The sequence below is a fragment of the Listeria swaminathanii genome (genome assembly GCF_014229645.1).
Lineage (GTDB): Bacteria > Bacillota > Bacilli > Lactobacillales > Listeriaceae > Listeria > Listeria swaminathanii.
Genome location: NZ_JAATOD010000001.1, coordinates 137381 through 161775, shown reverse-complemented (window position 1 = coordinate 161775; position 24395 = coordinate 137381). Strand labels below are relative to the sequence as shown.

Annotated in this window: 28 protein-coding genes; 5 read left to right on the top strand and 23 right to left on the bottom strand. The window is 39.4% G+C overall.

What is annotated here, in order from left to right:
• Nucleotides 1-133: 133 nt before the first annotated feature.
• On the bottom strand, nt 134-796 hold the full coding sequence (locus HCX62_RS00770; RefSeq protein ID WP_185637962.1) for a uracil-DNA glycosylase: 663 nt from the start codon (nt 794-796) through the stop codon (nt 134-136).
• Nucleotides 797-929: 133 nt separating this feature from the next.
• Between HCX62_RS00770 and HCX62_RS00765 the strand changes: the two genes are divergently transcribed.
• A complete protein-coding gene (locus tag HCX62_RS00765) occupies nt 930-2045 on the top strand; it encodes a low temperature requirement protein A (protein ID WP_185636662.1) in 1116 nt (371 codons plus the stop codon).
• Between the two features lie 23 nt (nt 2046-2068).
• Here the strand turns inward: HCX62_RS00765 and HCX62_RS00760 are convergent, their stop codons facing one another.
• From HCX62_RS00760 to iolA, 6 genes are all read right to left on the bottom strand, one after another.
• Entirely contained in the window at nt 2069-2437 is a 369-nt protein-coding gene (locus tag HCX62_RS00760; protein ID WP_149056611.1) for a hypothetical protein, read from the bottom strand.
• 93 nt (nt 2438-2530) lie between these two features.
• Nucleotides 2531-2902, bottom strand: a complete 372-nt coding sequence (locus tag HCX62_RS00755; RefSeq protein WP_003723099.1) for an iron chaperone — start codon at nt 2900-2902, stop codon at nt 2531-2533.
• A gap of 133 nt (nt 2903-3035) precedes the next feature.
• Nucleotides 3036-4952, bottom strand: coding sequence for a 3D-(3,5/4)-trihydroxycyclohexane-1,2-dione acylhydrolase (decyclizing) (gene iolD, locus HCX62_RS00750; RefSeq protein WP_185637961.1), 1917 nt, complete (start codon nt 4950-4952; stop codon nt 3036-3038).
• A 12-nt stretch (nt 4953-4964) separates the two neighbouring features.
• The gene (gene iolC / locus HCX62_RS00745; RefSeq protein WP_185636661.1) at nt 4965-5942 is read right to left on the bottom strand and encodes a 5-dehydro-2-deoxygluconokinase; all 978 of its coding nucleotides are present in this window, start codon (nt 5940-5942) and stop codon (nt 4965-4967) included.
• Between the two features lie 16 nt (nt 5943-5958).
• The gene (iolB, locus tag HCX62_RS00740) at nt 5959-6780 is read right to left on the bottom strand and encodes a 5-deoxy-glucuronate isomerase (protein WP_185636660.1); all 822 of its coding nucleotides are present in this window, start codon (nt 6778-6780) and stop codon (nt 5959-5961) included.
• A 12-nt stretch (nt 6781-6792) separates the two neighbouring features.
• Nucleotides 6793-8259, bottom strand: a complete 1467-nt coding sequence (gene iolA, locus HCX62_RS00735) for a methylmalonate-semialdehyde dehydrogenase (protein WP_185636659.1) — start codon at nt 8257-8259, stop codon at nt 6793-6795.
• Nucleotides 8260-8454: 195 nt separating this feature from the next.
• Between iolA and HCX62_RS00730 the strand changes: the two genes are divergently transcribed.
• On the top strand, nt 8455-9216 hold the full coding sequence (locus HCX62_RS00730) for a DeoR/GlpR family DNA-binding transcription regulator (protein ID WP_185636658.1): 762 nt from the start codon (nt 8455-8457) through the stop codon (nt 9214-9216).
• 43 nt (nt 9217-9259) lie between these two features.
• On the opposite strand, the gene HCX62_RS00725 is transcribed toward HCX62_RS00730, so the two are convergent.
• From HCX62_RS00725 to HCX62_RS00700, 6 genes are all read right to left on the bottom strand, one after another.
• The gene (locus HCX62_RS00725) at nt 9260-10093 is read right to left on the bottom strand and encodes a hypothetical protein (RefSeq protein ID WP_185636657.1); all 834 of its coding nucleotides are present in this window, start codon (nt 10091-10093) and stop codon (nt 9260-9262) included.
• Nucleotides 10094-10151: 58 nt separating this feature from the next.
• A complete protein-coding gene (locus tag HCX62_RS00720; RefSeq protein ID WP_185636656.1) occupies nt 10152-10565 on the bottom strand; it encodes a hypothetical protein in 414 nt (137 codons plus the stop codon).
• A 66-nt stretch (nt 10566-10631) separates the two neighbouring features.
• Nucleotides 10632-11261 (bottom strand): hypothetical protein, encoded by a 630-nt coding sequence (locus HCX62_RS00715; protein WP_185636655.1) that lies wholly within the window; start codon nt 11259-11261, stop codon nt 10632-10634.
• A gap of 167 nt (nt 11262-11428) precedes the next feature.
• Nucleotides 11429-11884 carry a hypothetical protein gene (locus tag HCX62_RS00710; RefSeq protein ID WP_185636654.1) on the bottom strand — a complete coding sequence of 152 codons (456 nt, stop codon included), beginning with the start codon at nt 11882-11884 and terminating at the stop codon, nt 11429-11431.
• 17 nt (nt 11885-11901) lie between these two features.
• Nucleotides 11902-12348 carry a hypothetical protein gene (locus HCX62_RS00705; RefSeq protein ID WP_185636653.1) on the bottom strand — a complete coding sequence of 149 codons (447 nt, stop codon included), beginning with the start codon at nt 12346-12348 and terminating at the stop codon, nt 11902-11904.
• 219 nt (nt 12349-12567) lie between these two features.
• Nucleotides 12568-12987 (bottom strand): GyrI-like domain-containing protein, encoded by a 420-nt coding sequence (locus tag HCX62_RS00700; RefSeq protein WP_009931532.1) that lies wholly within the window; start codon nt 12985-12987, stop codon nt 12568-12570.
• Between the two features lie 101 nt (nt 12988-13088).
• Between HCX62_RS00700 and HCX62_RS00695 the strand changes: the two genes are divergently transcribed.
• The gene (locus HCX62_RS00695) at nt 13089-14009 is read left to right on the top strand and encodes a helix-turn-helix transcriptional regulator (RefSeq protein ID WP_185636652.1); all 921 of its coding nucleotides are present in this window, start codon (nt 13089-13091) and stop codon (nt 14007-14009) included.
• A 38-nt stretch (nt 14010-14047) separates the two neighbouring features.
• On the opposite strand, the gene HCX62_RS00690 is transcribed toward HCX62_RS00695, so the two are convergent.
• The 7 genes from HCX62_RS00690 to HCX62_RS00660 form a co-directional block, all read right to left on the bottom strand.
• Nucleotides 14048-14242, bottom strand: coding sequence for a hypothetical protein (locus HCX62_RS00690; RefSeq protein WP_003723087.1), 195 nt, complete (start codon nt 14240-14242; stop codon nt 14048-14050).
• Nucleotides 14243-14354: 112 nt separating this feature from the next.
• Nucleotides 14355-14690: a zinc ribbon domain-containing protein YjdM gene (locus tag HCX62_RS00685; protein WP_003723221.1), complete on the bottom strand. Its 336-nt coding sequence runs from the start codon at nt 14688-14690 to the stop codon at nt 14355-14357.
• Between the two features lie 36 nt (nt 14691-14726).
• Complete coding sequence (locus HCX62_RS00680) at nt 14727-15446, bottom strand: YebC/PmpR family DNA-binding transcriptional regulator (RefSeq protein ID WP_003733006.1); 720 nt, start codon at nt 15444-15446, stop codon at nt 14727-14729.
• A gap of 96 nt (nt 15447-15542) precedes the next feature.
• Nucleotides 15543-16052, bottom strand: coding sequence for an NUDIX hydrolase (locus tag HCX62_RS00675; RefSeq protein WP_185636651.1), 510 nt, complete (start codon nt 16050-16052; stop codon nt 15543-15545).
• Nucleotides 16053-16124: 72 nt separating this feature from the next.
• Entirely contained in the window at nt 16125-17390 is a 1266-nt protein-coding gene (gene efeB / locus HCX62_RS00670) for an iron uptake transporter deferrochelatase/peroxidase subunit (protein WP_185636650.1), read from the bottom strand.
• Between the two features lie 17 nt (nt 17391-17407).
• Nucleotides 17408-18568: an iron uptake system protein EfeO gene (gene efeO / locus HCX62_RS00665; protein ID WP_185636649.1), complete on the bottom strand. Its 1161-nt coding sequence runs from the start codon at nt 18566-18568 to the stop codon at nt 17408-17410.
• On the bottom strand, nt 18565-20049 hold the full coding sequence (locus HCX62_RS00660) for an FTR1 family iron permease (RefSeq protein ID WP_185636648.1): 1485 nt from the start codon (nt 20047-20049) through the stop codon (nt 18565-18567). The genes efeO and HCX62_RS00660 overlap by 4 nt, the downstream gene beginning before the upstream one ends.
• A gap of 308 nt (nt 20050-20357) precedes the next feature.
• On the opposite strand from HCX62_RS00660, the gene tatA reads away from it, so the two are divergent.
• Nucleotides 20358-20537, top strand: a complete 180-nt coding sequence (tatA, locus tag HCX62_RS00655) for a Sec-independent protein translocase subunit TatA (protein WP_003723213.1) — start codon at nt 20358-20360, stop codon at nt 20535-20537.
• Nucleotides 20534-21277 (top strand): twin-arginine translocase subunit TatC, encoded by a 744-nt coding sequence (tatC, locus tag HCX62_RS00650; protein WP_185636647.1) that lies wholly within the window; start codon nt 20534-20536, stop codon nt 21275-21277. Before tatA ends, tatC begins: the two co-directional genes overlap by 4 nt.
• A 31-nt stretch (nt 21278-21308) precedes the next feature.
• On the opposite strand, the gene HCX62_RS00645 is transcribed toward tatC, so the two are convergent.
• The 3 genes from HCX62_RS00645 to HCX62_RS00635 are packed head-to-tail and all read right to left on the bottom strand — an operon-like array spanning nt 21309 to nt 24390.
• A complete protein-coding gene (locus HCX62_RS00645) occupies nt 21309-22079 on the bottom strand; it encodes a DeoR/GlpR family DNA-binding transcription regulator (RefSeq protein ID WP_003724291.1) in 771 nt (256 codons plus the stop codon).
• Between the two features lie 56 nt (nt 22080-22135).
• Nucleotides 22136-22996, bottom strand: a complete 861-nt coding sequence (locus tag HCX62_RS00640) for a ketose-bisphosphate aldolase (protein WP_070244102.1) — start codon at nt 22994-22996, stop codon at nt 22136-22138.
• Nucleotides 22996-24390 (bottom strand): PTS fructose transporter subunit IIC, encoded by a 1395-nt coding sequence (locus tag HCX62_RS00635; protein WP_185636646.1) that lies wholly within the window; start codon nt 24388-24390, stop codon nt 22996-22998. The genes HCX62_RS00640 and HCX62_RS00635 overlap by 1 nt, the downstream gene beginning before the upstream one ends.
• Nucleotides 24391-24395: the final 5 nt, after the last annotated feature.

Sequence of the window (24395 nt, the reverse complement as noted above, 5' to 3'; positions counted from 1 at the left end):
TTCTCCTATAATAACCATAACATGAATGAAACCTTATGTAAAAAGCTTTTAGCAAGAATTATGTAAATTTTTTCACTTTTGTAAAAAACTATATAATAGAAGAAATGAAATTTTGGAATAATGTATTTTTCTACTACTTATTTAAATCCCAATCAATTGCTGTTCTTCCATTTTCCACAAGAAACTCATTGGTTTTTGAAAATGGTTTGCTGCCGAAAAAGCCTCGGCTCGCGGCCAGTGGGGATGGATGGACTCCTTTGATGAGTAAGTGTTTTGGGTTTGTGATTCCACTTGCGACCTTAATGGCGTGATTTCCCCATAAAATAAATACGAGTGGTTGCTCATAATTATTTAATTCTTCTAAAACATGCTCCGTGAATGTTGCCCAGCCTAATTTTTTATGGCTGCCAGCTTTGCCTTCCGCCACGCTCCAGCTTGTGTTCATTAGTAATACACCTTGCTCCGCCCATTTGGCCAGATAGCCGTGGTCTGCTGGTTCGATATCTAGGTCCGTTTTCAGTTCTTTGTAGATATTGCGAAGGCTTGGCGGAATTCGCACACCATTTTGGACGGAAAAACTTAGGCCATGCGCTTGTCCGGGACCGTGATATGGATCTTGACCAAGAATGACGACTTTGACTTTATCATAAGGACATAGGCGAAAACAGGAAAACATATCTTCCTCTGTCGGATAGACGTTTCCGTTTGCTCGCGCTTCCTTGACTGCTTCCATTAATTCGATAAAATAGGGCTGTTTTGCTTCTTGCTCTAAAAATTCATCCCAAGTTTTCACTATTTCACTCTCTCCTATCTTAGTAATTCGACTATTCTGCCCTTTAATTATACGTTTCAATGCAAGCACCTGTCAAAAGCCTGAGCGATTCGCGTGGTATACTTTAAAAAAAGAGAAATTATCGTGGGGTGAAAAAATGACGGAAAGAAAAGTGTCTTGGTTAGAGCTGTTTTTTGATTTAATATTCGTTACCGCGGTTGCTTCCACGACGCACCTTTTGCTTAGTGTTGATAATCATCCGGATAAAACAGCTGTTTATTTTGGTGAGTATTTATTAATGGTGACGCCGATGTTTTGGGCATGGGTTGGTCAGACGATGTTTTTCAACCGCTTTGGTGAAAAAATCAAACTACCTGAACTTTATATGTTACCGCAGATGTTTTTCTTGATTCTGATGACAGCGAGTTTTGATTTAACATTTTCGAATACGTATTATACTTTTTTGATTGGTTATTTGGGAATTCGGTTGATCACGGTTATTCAGTATTTTGTTATAAGTAGGAAGTTGACGGGCAATGCTCGGAAAGTGGCGCTGCTTCTTGGGAGTGTTTTTCTGCTTGGTGTTTTGACAACGGCGACTTCGGTGTTTTTTGAAGGGTTAGCGCGTTATTTAGTGATGTATCTTGGAATTGCCGTTGATATTATTTTACCGCTATTTTTAGCTAAAACATTAAGGAAAGTTCCGGTTGATTTTCCGCATTTGGCTGAGCGTTTTGGCTTGTTTGTTATTATTACTTTTGGTGAAAGTATTGTTGCGATTACGACTATATTAGTTGGCCATACGCTTGATTTGTATACGATTAGTTATACGTTGCTTGGTTTTTTAATTATTTGTACGCTTTGGGCCTCGTATTTTCATAGCTTTGAGAAAATTGTTGATCATCATAAGGAGACGCATGGGCAGTTTTTGATTTACGGGCATTTCTTTATTATTGTTTCGGTAATGTTGCTTGCGGTGAATTTGCACTTGTTGTTTGAGGGGCATTTGCAGCGCGATGTGTTGCTGTTGATGTTATTTGGTTCTGTAGCTGTGTTTTTTGTCTCGAAGCAATTTGTTTTTGCCGCGCATAAAAAGGCCGAAGTGACGTTTTCTTTTTGGAAAGATGCGTTGTTATTGTTGCTGTTGGTGGGATTGTTTTTTGTTAATTTGGGTAGTGATTTGCCGCTTTTTGTGAGTTTTTTGAGTGTTTGGGTTTGTGCGTTGGTGGATCTTGGTTTGCAGTTTAGGACTTCACGACCAGCTCGTTTATAAACAAAAAAAGATGAGCATTTCGCTCACCTTTCCTCGCTTGTGTCCTGATGTCTTGTATAATCTGTGAAAATAAATAGGCCCATTAAAAAGCTTATTAAACATACGATTGGACGGAAATAGAAACCCGAATAGCTTGGGGTGAATATTAGTCCAAAAATAAGTCCAAAGAGCCATAAAACTAGTGCCATAAATATTAGAAAATCATTTCTATAAGCACAAATAATTAGAATTCCTGCTAAAATCATTGCTAATGACATTAAATAGCCTGATGATGCCGCAAGATCTTCCGGTATCATAAACAAGTTATTCTTTTTACTGTCAGGGCTTAGTATTTCAGCAAGAGCACCAATAAAGCCTGCTTGGATTGACATAATCCCACAAAAAATACGCATTTCACACCACTCTTTTATAAAAATACATTTTAGCTTATTAATTATGGCATAAAAAATCTGGATTTACTACGCGACAATGTAACTAAAAATCACTTAAACGCGCCAAAAACTAGTATAATTTGCTTTATCTTGAATATTAAACTCGATAACTTTTGTTAATAAATCAAAATCAACTGGTTTAGCCCAGGTGATTCGGAATATACCTTTCGTATGACTATAACCTGCCTCTTTAAGTTCGGCTTCGAAACGCTCAATTCCAGCCGCTTCTGGGGAAACGCTCATATGCTGTTTTGCAATAGAGAAGCCAATAATGAACGTGTCATTCTTTGTAAACATCGGTGTATTCCATTTGATTTCCGGCTTTAAATCTGGGAAAGTTTCCGCCACCCATGTTAAAACTTCTTGTGTTCTCGCGCGGTGATCCGGATTTTCAATTTCAGCTAAATATTCTGCAAAAACTTCCATATTATTTCCTCCTATTAAAACATAATCTTACAGTTACTTTTATTATAAAGGAAAACTGGGGTGATGCAAGGCGTGGCTATTGGATTTGGCAAACAAAAAACAAGTCCTGCGTTGGACTTGTTTTTTGTTTCGTTTAATATAGTCGGGCATTTTTCAGATTTGCTTGTTTTGATTCGTATGCTTGCTTGATGCTTGCTTTGTTTGAAACTTCGGAAACTCCCACATTCCACCAGTTAAGATAGCCTTCTGACATTGTTTTTGGTAATACTTTCATATCGATTAAAGTTGTTTTGGTTTGTTTTTTTGCGTCTTCCAGTGCGCTGATTAAATCTTCTTTGGTGTTGGCTCTATAGACTTTTGCGCCGTATCCTTCTGCAATTTTGGCGTAATCGACTTGCATAATCTGGTTGTCGCTATCGCGGAATTCGCAGAAGAAACTGTCGCTACCGTTTGCCATTTGGAGGTTGTTAATGCAGCCGAATCCGGAATTATCGAAGAGCATGATGTTGATTTTTTTACCGTATTGTAGGGATGTTAGTAGTTCTGAGTGCGACATGCAGAAACTACCATCGCCAACGATGGAGTAAACTTCTTGGTTGTTTGCTGCGGCCATTTTTGCACCGAGGGCTCCGTTTATTTCGTAGCCCATGCAGGAATAGCCATATTCTAGGTGATAGGTGTTTGGTACGGCTGGATTCCAAAGTCGTTGCAGGTCGCCTGGAAGTGAACCGGCCGAACAAACGACGATGCTATCTGGGGCCACGGTGTCATTAATCGTGATGAGCGCCTCGGTTTGCGTGAATTCGGTTTGCAAGCTGTCGGCGTATTCGTTTAGGGTTGCTTGGTCGAATTGGTCTTTGATTTCTGGTGTGAAAGCTTCTCGGTTGAATTTCGTGTTTTGCAGTCGCGTTCTTTCTGCGAGCCACTCTGCTTTGTATGCAGCAATCTTGTCGCCAAATTGGGTTTGATAGCCTTTTAAAAGTGGCGCAAGTTCGGTTAGGGTAGCTTTGGCGTCGCCGACAACTTGGAAAGCGTCTAGTTTGTATGTTTGCATGCGGCTGACGTTGATATTGATAAATTTGGTTGCTGGGTCAAATGCAGTTTTGGAACTGGTTGTGAAATCGGTGTAGCGCGTGCCAATTCCGATGACCAAATCGGCGTCACGGATAGCTTTATTGGCAGCTAGCGTACCAAGGATTCCAGTGCCACCTAGGTTGTTTTTGAAGTCAAACTCAACGGTTGATTTTCCAGCGTGCGTTTCGACGAGCGGAATGTTGCTTTGCTCGGAAAGAGCGATTAATTCTTCGCGTGCATCTGAATAGCGGGCGCCACCGCCGACGATGATAACCGGGTTTTTGCTAGCTTGGATGAGTCGCGCCGCTTCGGTTAGCTCGCGTTTCGTTGGAATTTGCCGATTGAGATAGTGAATTCGTTTTTGGAAAAATTCGACTGGATAATCGAACGCTTCTCCTTCTGTGTCTTGCGCGATGCAAATTGTGGCTGGGCCGGCGCTCGCTGGGTTGGTCATTACTTCGAAAGCGCGAATCAGGGCGCTCATGAGTTGTTCTGGTCGCTGCACGCGGTCGAAGTACCTGGAGACTGCTTGGAAGCCATCATTGGTTGTAATCGCCGCGCTCGACTCATGCTCTAGTTGTTGCAAAACTGGGTCGGGCTGTCTGGTTGCGAATGTGTCGGCTGGCAGGAATAATACTGGTAAATTATTCGCAAGTGCGGTGCCAGCTGCTGTTATTAGGTTGGCGGAACCTGGTCCTGCTGATGCGGAACACGCGTAAATGCGCTTGCGATTTTTTTGTTTTGCGTAGGCGATTGCCGCGTGCGCCATGCCTTGTTCATTTTTCCCTTGATACACATTTAAATGACCCGGGTCTTCTTCTAACGCTTGGCCAATTCCAACCACATTTCCATGGCCAAACACCGTGAAAATCCCGTCCACAAATGGCGCCATTTCCCCGTCCACTTCAATATACTGTTGATTTAAAAATTTCACCAGAGCTTGCGCGGTAGTTAGTCGAATTGTTTTTTCAGTCACCATAATCCCCTCCTACTCAGCTTGCGCGATGAGCGCTTTGATTTCGTCGGCAGTTGGCATCGCATCCGAAGAGCTATGCTTGCTAACAACAATCGAAGCTGCCGCACTTCCGTATTTAAGCGCTGTTTCGATACTTTCATCGCTAAATAAACCATATAAGAATGCTGATGCATAGGAATCCCCTGCGCCAAATGTTTTAAGTACTTTTGTTTTATATGCTTGTGCTTGGAATGTTTCGCCTGCTTTTGTATATGCGAACGAGCCTTCCACGCCATGCTTAATCACGACAATTTTTGCTTGATGTTGGAAAAGATATGCTTTTGTCGCTTCATTTTTGCCACCGACTTGGTTTTCCATCATATCGAATTCGTCACGCGTTCCAATAATCACGTCCGCCTGTTCCGCGACAAGTGAATAATAAACCGCTGTTTCTTCGGTGTTTTTCCAAGTATAAGGACGATAATCCAGTTCGAAAGCAACAATCACATCATTTTCCCTAGCTAAACTGACTGCTTTTAAAACAGCTTCCCGCGACGGACTTTGCGCCAAGGCTGTACCAGAAACGAGCAGCACGCGGGCTTCTTTGATATAGTCTTCTGAAATTTCTTCCGGCGCTAAATATAAATCAGCCACATTTTCGCGGTACATCAAGATACTGCATTCATCCGGACTTTTAATCTCCGTAAATGCCAAACCAACTTTGCGGCCTTCTGTATCTTTCACCATTCCATCCGTATTTATCGCTAAATCACGCATATATTTTTCAATAAAACGACCATGTTGATCATCCGAAATTTTACCGATAAAACCGACTTTTAATCCCAGTTTCGCAGTTCCAATCGCAATATTCGCCGGCGATCCACCTACATATTTCGAAAATGTCATCGTTTCTTCCATTGGACGATTGTATTCGACCGCATTCAAATCAATGCACGCGCGCCCTACTGTGATTAAATCAAATTTTCGTCCACTATGTTTTTTAAGATTCATGCTCCAAGTCCTCCTCTTAGTCTCGCTCTAAAATCCATTCGTGATCTGGATCGTTGTGGAACTTCCAAACCCGCTTCGGCCCTGCCATTACGTTCAAATAGTACGAATCATATCCGTCTGGAACGCCAACAGGATGATAGCCTTCCGGAACGATAACCGCATTTTGGTGCTCCACAGCCATCGTTTCATCAAGCGCACGGTCATCCGTATAGACGCGCTGAAAAATAAAACCTTGCTCAGGATTAATTTCATGATAATAACTTTCTTCCAAAAGTGACTCTGCTGGCAAATTATCGCGGTCATGTTTATGCGGCGGATAGCTAGAAAAATTCCCACCATCCGTATACACTTCCACCACCAACAAACTACTCGCAACCTCACTCACATCTGGCAAAATGTTATGTACCAGTCGTTTATTTTGATATTTTCCGCGCTGCTCAATCGAATTATCGCTTGCTTTAATAAGTGTTGTCGGTAAATCTCGATCGGCCGGTGAATAGCAAAGCGCCACACGAGCTTTTTCAGAGTCTGCCTTCACTTGAAACGCCCGTCCACCAGAAATAAACACGCTATCTGTCGGAATTTTTTCAAAAACGTTCACTCTTGTGCCGATTTCCGGAAAAACATGGTCACCCTCACTCACCGAAATTTTCCCAGTAAGCGCGACAATACAACATTCAAGCCCATCCAACGTTTCTTGATAAACGGCATCTTTTTCCAATTCAATCAACCGAAATCCAACGTAACTTAGCGGCGAGTTTCCTTGGTTAATATCTTGAACAAGCGTAACGCCAGGCGCTATTCTTTCATTTAATGGTTTTCGTAACAGTTTGCCCATGTTCGCGCCCTCCTATTCTTCGTAACCTTTTAATGAATATCTCGCAGTAACTACTTTTTTATGTGTGTAAAAATCTACGCTGTCTTTGCCGTTTGCATGAAGCGTTCCATAAAAGGATGATTTCCAACCAGAAAACGGGAAAAACGCCATCGGAGCAGGTACGCCCAAATTCACACCAAGCATTCCAGCATCGATTTTTTCTCTAAAGTAGCGAATTGCTTTGGCATTATTTGTGAAAATACAAGCACCGTTCGCAAATTCAGATTGATTCGCCACTCGAACAGCTTCTTGGAGGTTTTTCACACGAATCACGGATAAAACTGGTGCGAAAATCTCGTCTTTCCAAATTGTCATATCCGTCGTAACGTCTTCCAAAATTGTCGGTCCAACAAAATGACCTTCAGAAAGTCCAGTCTCCCGGCCATCTACCGTTAATTTCGCGCCTTCTTCTATGCCTTTTTCAATATAAGCAATCGTGCGTTTTTGATTTTCTTCGCGAATTACCGGACCTAGAAAAACACCATCGTCTAGCCCGTTTCCAATTTTCACATTTTGCGCCGCTGTCCGAAGTGCCGCTAGAAACTCGTCTGCGATTCCTTCTTCCACAGTGACAACCGCGCACGCCATGCAACGTTCGCCAGCTGACCCAAATGCCGCTGAAATAACATTCGTGACTGTATCTTCTAAATCCGTATCATTAAGCACAATTGTATGGTTTTTCGCGCCCGTCAAAGCCTGCACACGTTTCAAATTCGCGCTCCCAGTTTTATATACATATTCGCCAACTGGCTTAGAACCAACAAAAGAAACCGCTTTAATTATTTCGTTTTCTAAAATCCCGTTAACCACATCATGCGCGCCGTAAACAACATTGAACACACCTTTTGGAAGACCAGCTTCAGAAAATAATTCCACCAATTTCTCCATCAAAAGCGGCGTTCTTTCAGATGGTTTTAAAATAAACGAGTTACCAAGCGCGATGGCCATTGGGAACATCCAACAAGGAACCATCATCGGAAAGTTAAATGGCGCAATTCCACCAACAACCCCAACCGGATAGCGATAATTAGCCGCTTCCACGTCCGTTGCAATCGAAGCAAGCGAATCACCCATCATCAGCGTTGGTGCTCCGGCTGCGAATTCGACATTTTCTATTCCGCGTTGCACTTCACCGCGTGCTTCGGATAAATTTTTACCATTTTCAAGTGTAATTAATCTTGCTAGTTCTTCTTTATGTTGAATGAGTAACTGTTGGAATCCGAATAATACTCGCGCGCGTCTTGGCACAGCAACTTGGCTCCATTTTTCAAAAGCTTGTTCTGCAATGACAGCGGCCTGATCTAATTCTGCGCGTGTCGATATCGGCACTTGGCACAGCACTTCACCCGTCGCTGGATTTATGACGTCTTCGTATTTATCCGTCTTACTCTCGACCCACTCACCGTCAATATAATTCTTTAATTTCCGTACATCTGCCATAAATAATCCCTCCACTTAAAATTACTCATAAGTTAACCATCAATCGATTTATACCCCCATATTAAGCCAATAAAATTGAAGAGTCAATTTAATTTTTGTCACTAACTTCACCATAAAAAATCACAGTTGATAACCTTTTGAGCATGTGTTATAAATAGTGTAATTGAAATAATTTTGCCAAAGGATGAATTTAAAATGAAAGTACAACGCATTCAAGCGATAGAGAATTTAATTCACGAAAAAGGCAGTGTTAGCCTCGATGATTTATGCGAACAATTCAACGTTTCCAAAAACACCGTTCGCCGCGATATTGCCAAACTGCTCCAAAAAAACACCATCCAAAAGGTCTACGGTGGTGTCGTTTCTGTTTATAATAATCCCGAAGAAATCCGCCCATTTGAAAATCGTGATACGGAAAATCATCTGGAAAAACAACTTATCGGAAAAGCGGCGGCTGATTTTATTGAAGATAATGATTTGATTTTTATTGATTCCGGCACAACAACCAGCTGTCTCGCCGCGGCTCTGCCAACGGATAAGGAGATTACTATTATTACGAACAGCCTAGATGTGATTAATTTTGCGAGTGAAATGGATAATGTGAAATTGATTGTGATTGGCTCGACTTTTAAACCGAGTACTAAATCATTTGTTGGCGTGGAGAACTGGGGATTTTTTGAGAAATATAATATTACGAAAGCTTTTATGGCCGCGACTGCGCTTTCGACTACGCATGGGGTGATGAATTCGGATATTTTGGAGTATGAGATTAAGCGCCATATGATGGAAAAAGCGACGGAGAAATTTTTGCTGGTGGATCATACGAAGGTGGATAAGTCGGCTTTGCTTACGTATGGGGAGTTGGCGGAATTTGATTGGTTGATTACGGCGAAGGAAATGGCTGGTGGGTGTTTGGGGTATTGTGAGGATGTTGGGGTTTTGGTGAGGTTGGTATAGTTAAAAGACCCTTTCCTATGAAGGGGTCTTTTTTGATTTATAGCTATTTTTCTCCGTACCATTCTTTCTCCGTAAAATTAGCTGTCTCCCGAAATTCTTCTGCATATTTTTCTATCATTTTCCCTCGAACGAAAAGGTTTGTTTTAAACAGAAAAAACGTTGGGATTAAAGTAATTACCAGTAATAAAGGAATCCCAAAAACAATACCTATCATGTCATCTACTACGTTACTAGTAGCAGCCTCGCTAACCCCTGTCAAATTCATAATCCAAGACTTATTCATTCTATAAAATTGCATGCCAACTAATGCAACCACAACTAAAAATCCAGAAATTTTCATCATGATAGTTAATATTTTGGAAGTTTTATAATTCTGCTTGAACGTCTTATTAATTTCTTCTAAAATCATATTTTTCTCCACCTTGTTATAAAGATACAGAAAAACTAATATCACAATCAAAAATACCGAAAAATTAATCATATAATTGCCTTTCGTCATTCCAAGTCCTACTGCGAAATAAGAAATATAGGCTAGTTTAGCTATTGAATAGCAATAGATTTTATATCCATAATTCCTTAGAAAAGGAGGATATACTTTGAAAAACTGATAGCACATTAAAAGAATAAGAAGTAATTCTGCAGTTATCACAATACTATTCGCAATAATGAAACTGCCTCCCGCAAAATTTATAGCAAAACTACATACCATTAAGACTGGAAATGCTAATCCTAGCAACAGGATAATTATCTTTTTCAGTTCAATGGAGAAACTTTGCTTTTTATCGCCTTTCATGACTTCGTAGATATCTTTTAATTTGAGGATACGTTTTGCCTTTTCAAAAGAGACAGAAGAAAGGACTTCATTTTCTTTTTTCATTTTCCACCCCAAGATTAGTTTTCTTTATAGATTTAGAATAATATTTCTTCCTGACTGATTAACTATTCAACAAAACCTCATCCTGTTTATTTTCAGATAGCCGAACAAGATTCTTGCCAAATTGCTCAATCAGCCCTATTTCACTATTAATATAAAATTTACATCTATGTGCTCTATCAGGATTATCAGCTATCTCCATATCCAATTCTATTTTCACATGTCCAGAAGCATCTGTCTTTAGAAAATCCAGTGAAAATGCTGGTGTGAAATTGCCTTCTTTTTGGCCAAACTCCACATAACAGCCTTCATTATAATCAAAAGAATAAGCAATAATCTTCTCACCAATCCCCTTTAAATAAGCATCTTGCACATAGCACAATTGATATATTTTCACAAACTCTGACTCTGCACTTACTTTTATTTCTAATAAATCATTATCTTCCCAGTACTTTGATATTAGTAAATTATTCACGTATTATTTTCCTCTTTCAGTTCTTTTTCTATGTCTTCTATCGAATAATTTTTGGTTTTTATCTTTTTAATTTATATAATAATGTTTATCAATTTTTAAATAAGCGTCATTATCTAAAATTACTATGCTATCCCACTCATACATTCCTGTATCTCCATCCATGTAAATCGTGATAACTTCATAATTACTGTCTATTGGATGTACTGACAAATCAGGTTTATTAATAGTATTTTTCAGACAAGATATATCATACTCATCATCAGAAAAGAATAATATATTATTAATAATATTTTCTTGCATTTCCATTTCATTGATATAGGTTTTATGCTGCGGATTTGATACGAACCACATATTTAAAAGATCTTCCTCACTTATTTGAGGTACACTAGAAATCAAATTTTTATCAACATAAATACAATCAATAAATTCATCAAATTCTTGTTTATTAAAAATAATAGGTTCATATTTGTACTCAGCTTTTAAAAATTCTACTTTCTTAGGGACAGCTACTATAAAATCACCACATTTTTTCAATATCGAATAGAAATGTTTATTTGATCCATAATTTAGCCTTAAACAAAGTTCAGACTCTACTTGGCTTACAATCCCTAGAGATGAACCATTATGAATAAGGGTTCCATCTTTATAAATCTCGCACCAGTCTTTGTATTCACCTAGAATTTTATATCTATTCATATTATTTCTCCGTTTATACTTTATAATTCATTCAACATTTTCTTTGTTTTATCCCCTAGTATAAGCATTTTTTCTTTATCACCCTTATAATATTTTTTCAAGCTTTTGTGTTGGATAAATAGAATGTATTTCACCTACTTTATCCGTAACAACTTTTACTCACTTAGTTATTTCAAAGTGGGGCACAACCACAACTCCGTGATATCGCCATTTTCATCAATTCCCATTATAGTATTAGGGAAAAATTCTACATAACAGGTTTCAACCGAATTATTCACTCCTCCAAATCTAAGCCATCCACTACTTTCATCATAAATAGTTTCCCACGAATTTGCTGCACCTATTCTTTTACTCTCGCCAGGATTTATATCATCTTCATTCAAAATAATCTTTCCTTGTATAAATTTAGGAGGCGTCAACTTACTCGATTTCCAATTAAAATCATGGTGAAATCCCCAAATTTGTGTTGATTCGTTATATTCGGAATCAAAACCGATGTATATATACCCTACTAAAATGGTTGTATCAGAATTAATTCTTGGTTCTGATATAAACTCATGTGAATCTTTGAAATAAGACAATTGTCCTTGAGACTTTATTTTTGATTCAATAATTTTAAACATTTAACTTCCTCTCCTATTTAGCCCTCTATAGTAATTTCATCAGTGCTAAATTTTTCTAAAAATAAATCAATATTAAAGTCTTCACTATAAAGAATTGCAAACAAATCTCCCTCTATAAGCTCCACTTCACACAAGACTTTTCCACTATCATTTAATTCATTCTCAGATGTAACAACCAACATACTAAGTTCCCAAACTGTTCTACATTGTTTCAAAATATTTGTTATTTCTTTAAAATCTATTTTTATGCCATGTGATTCTTTTACTAAATTATTAAAATCAAAAACTTCTTTGCTAAATAGTCCTTTTTCTTCCTTGAATTGCTCTTGATCATTTGGAACTGCATCTATCATTGCAATAGCGAACTGCTCAACTTTGGTAATATCTTTTAAAGTGGTTAATATTTTCATTAAAAATTCTGCATTATAATTAGCATTATTGTAGCTGAAATCAAGTTTTCTCAATCTATCGTCACTCCTATTTTTAAGGTGAAGATTATCTTGCTTTTATTTGTAGTTTTCCACCCTTCCATTATAGCACTAGCACTGCTTCCCTTTTGTGAGCGTTTTGTGAACCTCTGTGTAAAACCGTAGTCAAATACAGAACTAATTAGTGCATTTTCAAACTTTTTTAATTATGAGCATAAAAAAAGACCCCTCTCCACCGAAAGGGATCTCCTCAATTTACTTACTAACTACCGGAATATAAAGCGTAAACTCCGCTTCTCTAAGATCTTCCAAATTAAACGATCCCGCAATACCAACCGTATCGCTTTGCCCTACTTCGCCGTAAGATGCGCCGATGAAGCCATCAAGTGCTGGGCGATCTGTTTCGCTTGTTACGAATTTTGCGTATTTGCCTTCTGGAATATCGAAAGTAGTGTCGCCGTTTTCGCCGTTTGTACTAGCTACGATGTAATATTGTAAGCCGTCAAGACTTGCGTTAATGCCAACGTAATCTTTTTCGTTTTTTGCAAATTTTGTGTAGGCTGCTTCTTTAATTTCGCTCATTGGGCCAAAGCCTTTTTGTGGATCAAATTCAGGGATTTCTACTTTGTTTCCTGTAAATGTTTCTTTTTTTAATTCAACGATTTCAAATGCCATAATATTTCCCTCCAAAAAGTTACTTAACTTTGATATGATGTAACTATAACACGCGAATGATGACAACTGTCTGTCATCATTCCAAAACAAAGGAGAAAAAAATGAAAATCGAGCGACTCATCGGAATTATTATGTTGCTCCTCCAACGCGAGCTAGTCAGTGCTTCTGAAATGGCTACAATGTTTGAGGTTTCCAAACGTACTATTTTCCGCGACATTGACACACTCGCGATGGCGAATATCCCGATTTACACGATTGCTGGAACAAAGGGCGGCATCGGTATTATGCCAACCTACAAAGTCGATAAAAAGCTTCTGACAGCAGATGATTTAACCGCGATTATCGCAAGTTTGGACGGGATGGAGCAGTTACTTTCTTCCGCCGAAACCAAGAAAACGCTGCAAAAAATGAAAAATATGCTCGACCATTCAAGCGAACCGCCTAAAAGTTCCATTTCGCTCGATTTCTCCAATTTATCCATGAAAAACGAATTAAATGCTAAAGTCGAAAGTTTGTATTTAGCGATTAAAAAACATCAACTCGTGGAACTCAGCTATATTGATCGAACGGGCAACCAAACCGTTCGTAAAACGGAGCCTTATCACCTCCTGTTTAGGAATCGTTCTTGGTATTTGCAGGGTTACAGCTTGGAGCGTAGCGATTTTCGGACGTTTAAAATGTCGCGGATTGTCGAACTGAAAACGCTAGAAGAAACTTTTGAAGTACGTCCTTTTACTGTAAAACCATTTGGCGCACCGCCCGACAGACCAATGTTTTTGATGCATGAAGTTAGTTTGATTGTCGACAAAATTGCCCGCGAGCAAATCATCGAACGCTTTGATCTAGTCGAAATTTCGCAGCAAGATGACGCGCATTTTTTGGCAAAAGTGACGCTTCCTAATCATGAGGCTGGGTACCGCTTTTTGCTCCAACTTGGAACGCATGTAACCATTCAAAACCGTGATGACTTTTACGATAATTTTATTGACTACTTAAAGGAAATCCAAGGAAAATATATCTAAAAATGGCTCTGCTAATTGTTTAGCAGAACCATTTGATGTTAATCTTTATATTTATAATCCAAATCTTGATACGCTGTTTGGTATGCGCCACCGTCAGCTACTTCTGAATGATAAAGTGCTTTTAAAGCGAAAGTTTTTTCTAAGTCCATTTCTTTCATTAGCTTTTGAAGGCGTTCTTGCAAGTCTACGCTATCTTTTACAAGCTCTTTCATTTGTGATTTTACATATTTCATAATAATTCCGCTCCTTTTCACACATTATAACACTTTCTTGGCCGATAAAAAAGGAGTGCGACTATAAGCCACACTCCGCTAGTTTATTTTAACCGATTAATTCGATTATTTTTTATATCTTCTTAACAAACTCCGATTTCAATTTCATCGGACCAAAGCCGTCAACTTTACAATCAATATCATGGTCGCCGTCAACTAGGCGGATGTTTTTTACTTTTGTTCCCATTTTGATTGGGTTGGATGCGCCTTTTACTTTTAAATCTTTGATGACTGTTACAGAATCGCCATCTGTTAGTACGTTGCCGTTTGCGTCTTTGAATACTTTTTCTTCGCTAGCTTCTTCTGCCGCTGCGCTCCACTCATGTCCGCATTCTGGGCAGATTAATAAGCCGCGATCTTCGTAGGCATATTCTGAGTTACATTCTGGGCAATTTGGTAATTTTGACATTTTATCAATTCCTCCGATTGTTGTAATAGTTGGATGTTAATCTTCTAATTCGACGTTATGATATACTTTTTGCACGTCTTCTAGATCTTCTAAAGCATCAATTAGTCTTTCGAATTTCTCTAAATCCTCGCCTGATAATTGGATATCGTTTTGAGGAATCATTTCGATTTCTGCTACTGTAAATTCTTCAATTCCAGCCGCTTTCAAGCCTTCTTGTACTTTGTGGAAATCTTCTGGTTCTGCATAAATAATCGCTTGGCCATCTTCGTCTAAAATGTCACGAACATCAATATCCGCTTCCATTAAAAGTTCTAATAGCTCGTCCGCATCTTTTCCTTCAACGCCAAAAATAGCTGTATTATCAAACATATAAGCAACTGATCCACTTACGCCCATGTTACCACCATTTTTGCTATAAGCTGCGCGAACATCGGATGCCGTACGATTCACATTATTTGTCAGTGCGTCTACAATAATCATCGAACCATTTGGACCAAAGCCTTCATAGCGCAGTTCTGAATACGTTTCATCGCCAGTGCCTTTCGCTTTTTCGATTGCGCGGTCAATAATATGTTTTGGCACATTGTATGTTTTTGCACGTTCAATAACAAAACGTAATTTTTGGTTGGAATGTGGATCTGGGTCGCCTGATTTAGCCGCTACATATATTTCAATTCCAAATTTCGCATAGATACGACTATTTGTTTTATCTTTTGACGCTTTTTTCTCTTTAATATTTGCCCATTTACGGCCCATATTACCACTCGCTTTCTAATTGGAGTTTTTCTCATGTCTCTGTACTATTATAAGTGTAGGAAACGAATTTGTTAAGTGGAAATTTAGTTATATTCGTTAAAAGTGAATAGTTGTGGTATTTTTTAGGCTGAAAAGTTGATTTAAAAAGAAGTATGGAATGAATTCGCCTGATTTTCTTAATTCGTTTAGTTCTTCCTCGCTCACAAAACGAGCGTCGGCAACTTCTTCTTTTTGTAATGTTAAATCGCTTAGTTGCACGTCTTTCGTAATAAACCAATAATCATCAAAGCCCTCTTCAAAATGATAACTGAATTTGGCACGTGTTCCACTTAAATCAATCGTAATACCTAACTCTTCTTGCACTTCTCTTTCAGCAGCTTGCCGGCTTGTTTCGCCTTTTATCGCAGAACCAGCCGTAGAAAAATCCCAATAATTCGGCCAACTTTCTTTATCTTTTTGGCGTTTTTGGATTAAAAGTTGCCCTTTTTCGTTAAAAATACATACGTGAATGACCAAATGAAGTTCTCCAGTCGCTAGTTTTTCACCGCGTATATGCGTTTTTCCGGTTAATTCACGATTTTCATTTAGCAAATCCCATTCTTCCACTAAAATCGGCTCCTTCTAATCATTGACTTGCTTTCATTATACAAAAAAAGTCTAAGGCTCGCGAACCTTAGACTAAAGTAGTTTTTCTCCAAAAATTTCTCCGGGAGCAAGTCCGCCTTGACAAGCAAACATCGCGCTTCCAATTGGGACTGTATATTCGTTTAATTTATCCATTTTCCCCATGATACTTAGCATTGGCAAAAATTGTTTGGCTGGATTTTGGGTGAAACAGATGAATAATAAGCCGGCATCAATCGTTCCTGTACTTTTATCAATGCCATTTGTATATGAATAAGCGCGGCGGTGCATTTGTTGCTTCGTGTCTTTGGCTAGGCGCACATGAGAATCAGCTGGCAGTTTGCTCGGGTCAACTTTATCGTGCTCATGTTTTTTGTGATAAGGGGCGCCGGATGCTTTTTTTCGACCAAATGTGTCTTCCTGGTCAAGTAAGGAGGAGCGGTCCCAAATTTCGATGAGCATTTGGATTTTGCGATAGCCCAGGTAGCTGCCGTTTCGCATCCATTCTGGTTCGTCTTTTTCCGCCCAAACAACGTCTTTATAACCTTTGTTTGAATCGTGATCAACGTTTGCCGTTCCATCTTTAAAGCCAAACAGATTGCGCGGTGTTTCGTTTTTTGGTGCGCTGAGAAACCCTTCTTCAATCCAGCGAACAACTGCGACGCCGCTCGCTAAACGAATGAAATTACGAATTCCGTGGAAAGCGACTTGTTGGTCATCGGCGCACACTTGGATGCATAAATCGCCGTCAGAATAGGCTTCATCGAGACTATCATGCGCCATATGGGGAATTTTTTCCAGATACTTCGGCTTTTTCGCCTTAACACCGAACCGGTCTTTGCCATCTTTTTCAAAAAAAGTCGGGCCATAACCAAGCGTTACGGTGAAATTAGAAATGCCTAACCCATCCGCTTCCCCAGTGTCGTTCGGCGGTAACATATCATTATCCACATCGCGCAAAACGCCACCGCTCGCCGTCAAATCAGCAAATTTTGTCCATTTCACAAACAAATCTTGCAAAATTTGCCGCGATTCTGTTTGAATATCAAAGCTGGCGATATAACAATAGGTTTGCTGCGCAGTAATAATTCCCGCTTGATTCGACGCATAAAACGGCACGCCTGTCTCCGCCTTTTCTTTCGGAGTGAGCGCCTTGTCCACCTGATCCACCACATTTAAAATCGTGCCAAGACCGGTTGCCCCAATAGCAATCCCGGTCCCAGCTACAGCAGAAAGTTTCAGCATTTCGCGCCGAGTCATTCCTTTATTTTCCTTGGCTTCTGTCTTTTCCGTCTGATTTTCGCTCTTCTTATCTGTCATCGTTTTCCTTCCTATGCTTAGAAAATTTTCCCTGTTTGCGCCATTAATTCGGAAAGGTGGCTCAATTGGTCACTGATTTCGCGAATTTGGTCTTTTGTTAATGTTGTATAGAGTACGAATGAGTCGCCATTTTTGTAGTTCGCTAATGTGTCTTCCATTTTGTTGAAAGCAGCATCAATTTGGTCAGCTAATTTTTTATCTTGTGCATTTAACGCCGGAATAATCGCCTGATAAACTACTTTCGAACCTTCGACATTCGCATTTAAATCGTCTAAATCTGTGTGTGAGTATGCTTCTTCTTCCCCAGTAATTTTAGTCGTTGCGGCTTCATTTAGTAATTCCATCGCACCTGCGACCATTGGTTTTGGCTCTAATTTCAAGTTTTTCACTTCCGCTTGAAGTGCTTTCGCATCTGTTAAAAGTTTATCCGCATAAACATCCATGCCAGCGAGCGATTTCTTTTCCCAAAGCGCGCGTTCAATGACGTGGAAACCAGTCCAGTCCGCTTCGTTTTCCACATCGTTAATCCGAGCATCGATTTTTGGATCCAAGTCGCCAAAACTTTCGGCAATTGGCTCAATCCGTTCATAATTCAAGCGCGGCGAAACATAGCTTGCTTTTGCTTTTTCGATATCACCGGATTTTACGGCATTCGTGAAAATTTCGGTTTGAGCAACGAATTCATCGACTTGCTCCGTTACGTATTTAGAATAGTTATCTACCGCTTTATCCAGCACTTCGGAGGTTTTCGCTTTGGTTTCTTTGGCTTTTTCAAGTGTATCTAACGCTCCGTCAAGTCCAGTCGCGTTGTCATTTAACGTATCAAAATTCGGGTTATCATTTTTTGATTCATAGAAAATCGGTGTTTCATATTTTTCGACGTCCGTATATTGTAATGGATACAAATCGCGGACATTATTTTCAAACTCTAGCCAATGTTTATGTAAATCTGCCGCACTAGATTGAAGTCCGCTTTTATCTTTATCGGAAATGGCTTTTTTCACGTTTTCCAAGTTGGATTTCATTTCTTTTACTTCTTTTTTGACCGCGTTTGCTTGCTTACTTTCTTTCGTTGTCTCCTTTTTCGTTTCCGCCTTGTCCGCTGTCCCCGTCCCACTACATCCAACAACCAACACCGCCGTGAAAATAGTCAACATAACAATAATCAATTTTTTCATAATTTGCCCCCTTGTGCCAATTCCTTTTTAGAATTAGCTCTTTTCTTAATTTGTTGTTTTATTAAAATAATTAATCCAAAAATAACGAGTAATAGTTGTGGTAAAAAGCTATACCATGATGGGTAAATGCTTAGCGCCGGAATGGATGGCAAGTAATCTTCTACAGATGTCGGAATGACTCCAGCCAGTTGTAAACTATGAATTCCTGATCCCATAAATTTAAAGCAAAGATAAAACACAATCGCGCTCGAAATCATAAAGAATGGCTTCACAGGAATGTGTACGCTGTATCGCAACATCACAAAAGCGATGATTAATAACACGCCAAGCCCCGCCAAAATCCCCATCAATAATTCAAAATTCGACATCCGCCCAACCATACCAATTAAGAAGACAACCGTTTCTAAACCTTCCCTCAAAATCGCTAAAAAGGCTAAAAAGGCAAAAGAAATCATTTTCCCATTCGAAAGTGCTTGGTTACTCTTACCTTCCATGTAATTATTCCAACGAGTAATATCCGAATTTCGGTGCAACCAGTAGCTGACGTAAAGCATCATAATACTTGCAATCAGCCCAGCCCAACCGTTAATCAAATTGTTATTATCTCCAAAAGCAAGCGCCGATAGCCAAAAAGCCACAATCATGCCAAGCGCCAAACTCACTACTAAACCAGCTGCCGTCCCACCAATAATCCATCTTTTCGCCGTGCGTGTCTTCGTTCTCTTTGTATAAGTAAGGAGCGTCGCGATAATCAAAAGTGCCTCCAGTCCTTCGCGAAACGGGATTAACGCAGCATCAAACCATGTGTAAGTCACATCTGCGAAGGGTTTCAACTCATCCGTCATCCCGTCTAAGACATCTGCAGTCTTAGCTTGTTTCGCAGGATCATTAATATAAGCATCAAGCAGCATTAAATCGCGCTCGGTATTGTCGTAAGCCGCTTGCGATTGGCTCACCACATCACCTTCCACCGCGAGCCACTCTGTTTTTAAATCTTGAATTTGCGTCGCCGCTTTTGCCCAATCTTTCTCATCTATCAGCTCTTTCGTCGCAGTCAGTTTAGCAATGTAGCTTGATAAAGTAATATTGGTATTTCCTTCATTATCCGTATATGTACCGTCTTGATAGGTTTTGAGCAAATTATTCAGCGCAGTAATCCCATCCACCGTTTGCTGTTTATCCTTATTTAAAATTCCAAGTGATATTTCCGCAATTTGTCGGTCAATCTGGCTAGCCAAGTCGTATGATTTTTCTTTAACAGTCTGCTTATTTTGCGACCACCATAATTTATCTTCTTGAAACAAGTCCTTCGCTTTATCATAATCAGCGGCTTCCACCGCCGTTTCTGTTTGCTGCAGCGCTTTTACAGGTTTATCAATATTTGGCTTTTCAGCAGCAGTTACATCACTAAAGCCAATAGTCAAAACTACCGCAAAAATGCCTAATAGTAATGCAAATCCCCCTAAAAGCTTCTGAGCCATATTCAAATCGTCCTCCTTTTTAATTGATAATGATTATCATTATCATATTCTTTGTGTTCGCAAAAGTCAATAAATTTTTTCACGGTTGAAAGTAAACAAAAACCTTCAATATTCTCATCAAAGCTCCTTTTAAAACTATAATTTCAGGAAATGGTTCTGTAATGAAACAAGCTCATTTAGTCGCATTTTGTCCAATAAAGTAACCGTTAAAAGTACGACCAGAAAAACAGATTGACATCTGCTAACTTTCGATTTAGAATTGATTGATAATGATTATCATTTTCAATCAAAGAATGGGGGAAATCGAAATGATCGGACCAGGAAGTATCGCTTTAATTGTCGGAGCTGCCCTTGTAATTTTCGGACCAAAAAAACTGCCAGAACTTGGTAGAGCTGCCGGTGACACACTTCGCGAATTCAAAAATGCAACCAAAGGCATGATGGATGATTCCAAAGAAGAAACCAAAAAAGAAGATCCGCGCCCGTGACCGAAGTTTCCATGAGCCTCACTGGACATCTAAAAGAACTACGAACCAGATTATTAATCGTCCTGCTATCCTTTTTTCTCGCTTTCTTTGTGGGGCTTTTCGTTTCCAAGCCGTTAATTTTATTTCTCCAAAAAGATGACCTACCAAAAGAAGTGATTTTGCACGTTTTTAAAGTGACGGATGCTTTTCAAATTTATATCGAAATGGCGTTTGTTATCGGACTCGTCTTAGTATTCCCAGTTATTTTATATCAATTATGGGCCTTCGTGAAACCGGGGCTACATGCAGCCGAACAACGAATTACTTTGCGCTATATTCCGATTACTTTTTTGCTTTTTTTGTTCGGTGTCGTTTTTTCTTATTTAATCACTTTCCCATTTATATTAAAATTCATGTTCCAATTTGCAGCCGAACTTGGCGTTGAAACGACAATTGGCCTCGCGACTTATTTTCAATTTTTGCTACAAATCGTACTTTCGTTTGGTGTTTTATTTGAGCTTCCGATGGTGATTATGCTGCTGACAAGATTGTCGCTGATAACACCAAACGGCATGCGCCGCTCGCGAAAATATGCTTATTTTTGCTTATTAATTATCGCCGCATTCATCGCCCCGCCAGAAATTTTATCGCATTTGATGATTACAGTTCCGCTGATTGGGCTGTATGAAGTTAGTATTGTTGTGTCCGGGCTTACGGTTCGGCGAATGGATAAGGAAATGAAAATAAAAAAAATGCTTTGAAATCGGATGTGGATTTCAAGGCATTTTTCAATTAATACAAACAAGTAATTTGATGGGTTTTGAACTGTTCCTCTACATCTGGGTCCAGTTTGAAATCCGTAATTAAATAGTCAATATCATGACATGCTAAGCTCTGATGCATAAACTTGTGCCCCACTTTTTCTTCTGTAACAAGTAAAACAAGCGAGCTTGACTGGCGCCTGAAAGCTTGTTTGATGAGCGCTTCACCTTCATGTGTTTCCGTTGCGCCTTTGTCATAGTCAATCCCGCGGCATGAAACAAAAGCAATATCCGCATTATAAGTTAAGGCGTCATTGTATGCTTTTGCACCGTTCACTGTATATCGCTTCGTTAAAATCGAGCCCCCTAAAATACTAACTCTTGCATTTGTAAATTCTGACAGCATCGAAGCCGTCATGACGCCATTTGTAATAATTTGCAATCCATCAAATTTACTTAAAACGTCAATTAAATGCAGTGATGTTGAGCTCGAGTCTAAGAAAATCACCATATCATCGCGAATAAGTGATTTTGCAATATCGGCAATTCTTATTTTACTTGTTTCATTACTTCGCTCATTCATTTTCATTAAATAAGGCAAATCAATTTTTTTATTATCGATAATCATCGCGCCGCCTCTTGTTCGTCTCACAAGTCCTTCTTTTTCTAATTCTACTAAATCCCGTTTAACAGTGGCTTCGCTGTAGTTGACAAGCTCCACTAAATCAATAATCCGCATAAATTGTTCCACTTTTAGCCGGTTAACGATTTTTAGTTGGCGTTCCTTCGCTGTGCTTAACATGTTCCTCCACTCCTTAAAGGGCAAAAACACTATAACTCGCGCTTCTACCCCTCTTATTAATATTTATCTGCTTGGCCAGTAGTATTTAAAATGTGTAATTTATGTCTTACAACGTCTTTAACTTTTTCATTAGCTGATGGATAAACTTGATTTGGTTCATACATCGCGGGATTGTCCACTAAAACTCGGCGAACTTCTTCAAAAAACACACTTTTCAGATCTGAACTAAGATTTACTTTTCTAACACCATACTGTACAGATTCACTGACTTCTTTATCTGGATTTCCCGAACCTCCGTGAAGTACAAATGGAATATCCAAACGTTTATTTAATTCTTTTAAAAGGGGCATATTCAATTCTGGTTTTTTATCTTTAGGGTATAAACCATGTGCCGTTCCAATAGCTACGGCTAACGTATCAATGCCTGTTCTACTAACGAAATCTTCCGCTTGGTCTGGGTCTGTGTAAATAATGGTGTCTGCGCCGCCTTCCGCTGAACCATTATTTCCGATTGTTCCAAGTTCCGCTTCAACAGAAACTCCGACTTTATGCGCAAGTTCAACCACTTGTGTAGTTAACGCAACGTTCTCTTCATAACTGGCTCTAGAAGCGTCAATCATGACAGAAGTATAGCCATTTCTAATAGCCCGCATCACATCTTTAATTGTTCCACCGTGGTCCATATGAATAACGACCGGTACCTTACTTCTATATGCGTATTCTCTTACCGTTGCAACAAAGTTATCACCAAGATATTCTATTTCATCCGGATGAATTTCTAGAATTACAGGGGCATTATTAGCCTCCACTTCTTCCATTATCGCCTTTAACATATCAAAACTACAGATATTAAATGCTGGTACCGCAAATTGATGTTCTTTCCCTACTGCTAAAAGATCTTTCATTGTATATAACATTATATCATCTCCTCTTTATTTTTCCGCTTATTTAATGGGGTTTTTAATAGTCCAACAGAAATCGCTGTCACGACTGTACCAGCTGCAATTGCTAGTAAGTAGATAAATAGATGGTTAATTACATTTGGAATGAACATCACCCAAATTCCACCGTGAGGCGCCATGGAAGTGACACCAGCTCCCATCGAAATTGCAGCAGCTGTTGCAGAACCTAACATCAAACTCGGGATAACCCGGAGCGGATCAGCAACCGCGAACGGAATTGCTCCTTCAGTAATATAGGATGCACCTAACACCCAACAAGAATTCCCCGCTGTTTTTTCTTCTTTTGTAAATTTGTTTTTAAATAATAGTGTTGCGAGTGCTAGTCCAAGTGGTGGAACCATTCCGGCCGCCATACAAGCTGCAATCGGTGCGGTTACGCCCGCTGACATTAACCCAATTGAAAAGGTTGAAATAGATTTATTAATTGGACCTCCCATATCTGCTGCCATCATGACACCAATGAGTAGGCCAAATACGACGCCAGATGTCTCACCAAGTCCATTTAACCAACCTGTGAGCGCGTTTAAAACCCAAGCAATTGGTGTATCAATGATAAATACCATTGCCAAACCAACAATCGTAATTCCTAAAAGCGGTACAACAATTAACTGATAAATCGAAGCAAGTGATTTAGTGACATTGACTTTATTAGCAAAGAAATGTGCCACATAACCAGCCAAAATACCACCAATCATACCGCCTAGAAATCCTGATCCACCAACAGTTGCCAGTGTCCCCGCGACAAGTCCAGGCGCAAATCCTGCTCGACCAGCCACAGAAACCGCTATCCCTGCTGCAAGAGCTGGAACCATTAACCCGAAAGCAGTATCCCCACCAATTTTAGAAAATGCAGCTGCAAGTGCGTTATACGAATCAGAGTCAGGGTTTGAGGCATCAATCCCAAAAGCAAAACTAATGGCAATCAAAATACCGCCAGCTATGACAAATGGCAACATATAGTTAACACCATTCATAAAATGATTATATAAACTTGCTTTTGACGGTTGTTCAGAGCTTACATCCGAACTTTTCGCCTCCAAACGGATTAACCCTTTACCTGAAATAGTTTCATCAATAACCACATCAGCCTCTTTAATAGCTCTGGAAGTGGATACTTTTTTAATTTTCTTCCCAGCAAACCTTGATGTATCTATTTCTTTATCTACTGCTAAAATGACATAATCAGCAGTGGCGATGTCTTCCTTCGTTAAAACATTTTCAACTTTAGCTCCTTGTGTCTCGATTTTCACTTCGTAACCTAGAGCTTCTGCTGTTATAGTTAATTTTTCAGCAGACATATACGTATGAGCAATACCAGTGGGACAAGCAGTAACACCAACTATTTTCATGTGAA

Bases quoted from the DNA above. Each gene is read 5' to 3' on its own strand.
- HCX62_RS00765 (WP_185636662.1), top strand. From the start codon at position 930: ATGACGGAAAGAAAAGTGTCTTGGTTAGAGCTGTTTTTTGATTTAATA.
- HCX62_RS00760 (WP_149056611.1), bottom strand. From the start codon at position 2,437: ATGCGTATTTTTTGTGGGATTATGTCAATCCAAGCAGGCTTTATTGGT.
- HCX62_RS00755 (WP_003723099.1), bottom strand. From the start codon at position 2,902: ATGGAAGTTTTTGCAGAATATTTAGCTGAAATTGAAAATCCGGATCAC.
- iolC (WP_185636661.1), bottom strand. From the start codon at position 5,942: ATGAATCTTAAAAAACATAGTGGACGAAAATTTGATTTAATCACAGTA.
- iolB (WP_185636660.1), bottom strand. From the start codon at position 6,780: ATGGGCAAACTGTTACGAAAACCATTAAATGAAAGAATAGCGCCTGGC.
- iolA (WP_185636659.1), bottom strand. From the start codon at position 8,259: ATGGCAGATGTACGGAAATTAAAGAATTATATTGACGGTGAGTGGGTC.
- HCX62_RS00730 (WP_185636658.1), top strand. From the start codon at position 8,455: ATGAAAGTACAACGCATTCAAGCGATAGAGAATTTAATTCACGAAAAA.
- HCX62_RS00725 (WP_185636657.1), bottom strand. From the start codon at position 10,093: ATGAAAAAAGAAAATGAAGTCCTTTCTTCTGTCTCTTTTGAAAAGGCA.
- HCX62_RS00715 (WP_185636655.1), bottom strand. From the start codon at position 11,261: ATGAATAGATATAAAATTCTAGGTGAATACAAAGACTGGTGCGAGATT.
- HCX62_RS00710 (WP_185636654.1), bottom strand. From the start codon at position 11,884: ATGTTTAAAATTATTGAATCAAAAATAAAGTCTCAAGGACAATTGTCT.
- HCX62_RS00700 (WP_009931532.1), bottom strand. From the start codon at position 12,987: ATGGCATTTGAAATCGTTGAATTAAAAAAAGAAACATTTACAGGAAAC.
- HCX62_RS00695 (WP_185636652.1), top strand. From the start codon at position 13,089: ATGAAAATCGAGCGACTCATCGGAATTATTATGTTGCTCCTCCAACGC.
- HCX62_RS00690 (WP_003723087.1), bottom strand. From the start codon at position 14,242: ATGAAATATGTAAAATCACAAATGAAAGAGCTTGTAAAAGATAGCGTA.
- HCX62_RS00685 (WP_003723221.1), bottom strand. From the start codon at position 14,690: ATGTCAAAATTACCAAATTGCCCAGAATGTAACTCAGAATATGCCTAC.
- HCX62_RS00680 (WP_003733006.1), bottom strand. From the start codon at position 15,446: ATGGGCCGTAAATGGGCAAATATTAAAGAGAAAAAAGCGTCAAAAGAT.
- efeB (WP_185636650.1), bottom strand. From the start codon at position 17,390: ATGACAGATAAGAAGAGCGAAAATCAGACGGAAAAGACAGAAGCCAAG.
- efeO (WP_185636649.1), bottom strand. From the start codon at position 18,568: ATGAAAAAATTGATTATTGTTATGTTGACTATTTTCACGGCGGTGTTG.
- HCX62_RS00660 (WP_185636648.1), bottom strand. From the start codon at position 20,049: ATGGCTCAGAAGCTTTTAGGGGGATTTGCATTACTATTAGGCATTTTT.
- tatA (WP_003723213.1), top strand. From the start codon at position 20,358: ATGATCGGACCAGGAAGTATCGCTTTAATTGTCGGAGCTGCCCTTGTA.
- HCX62_RS00645 (WP_003724291.1), bottom strand. From the start codon at position 22,079: ATGTTAAGCACAGCGAAGGAACGCCAACTAAAAATCGTTAACCGGCTA.
- HCX62_RS00640 (WP_070244102.1), bottom strand. From the start codon at position 22,996: ATGTTATATACAATGAAAGATCTTTTAGCAGTAGGGAAAGAACATCAA.
- HCX62_RS00635 (WP_185636646.1), bottom strand. From the start codon at position 24,390: ATGAAAATAGTTGGTGTTACTGCTTGTCCCACTGGTATTGCTCATACG.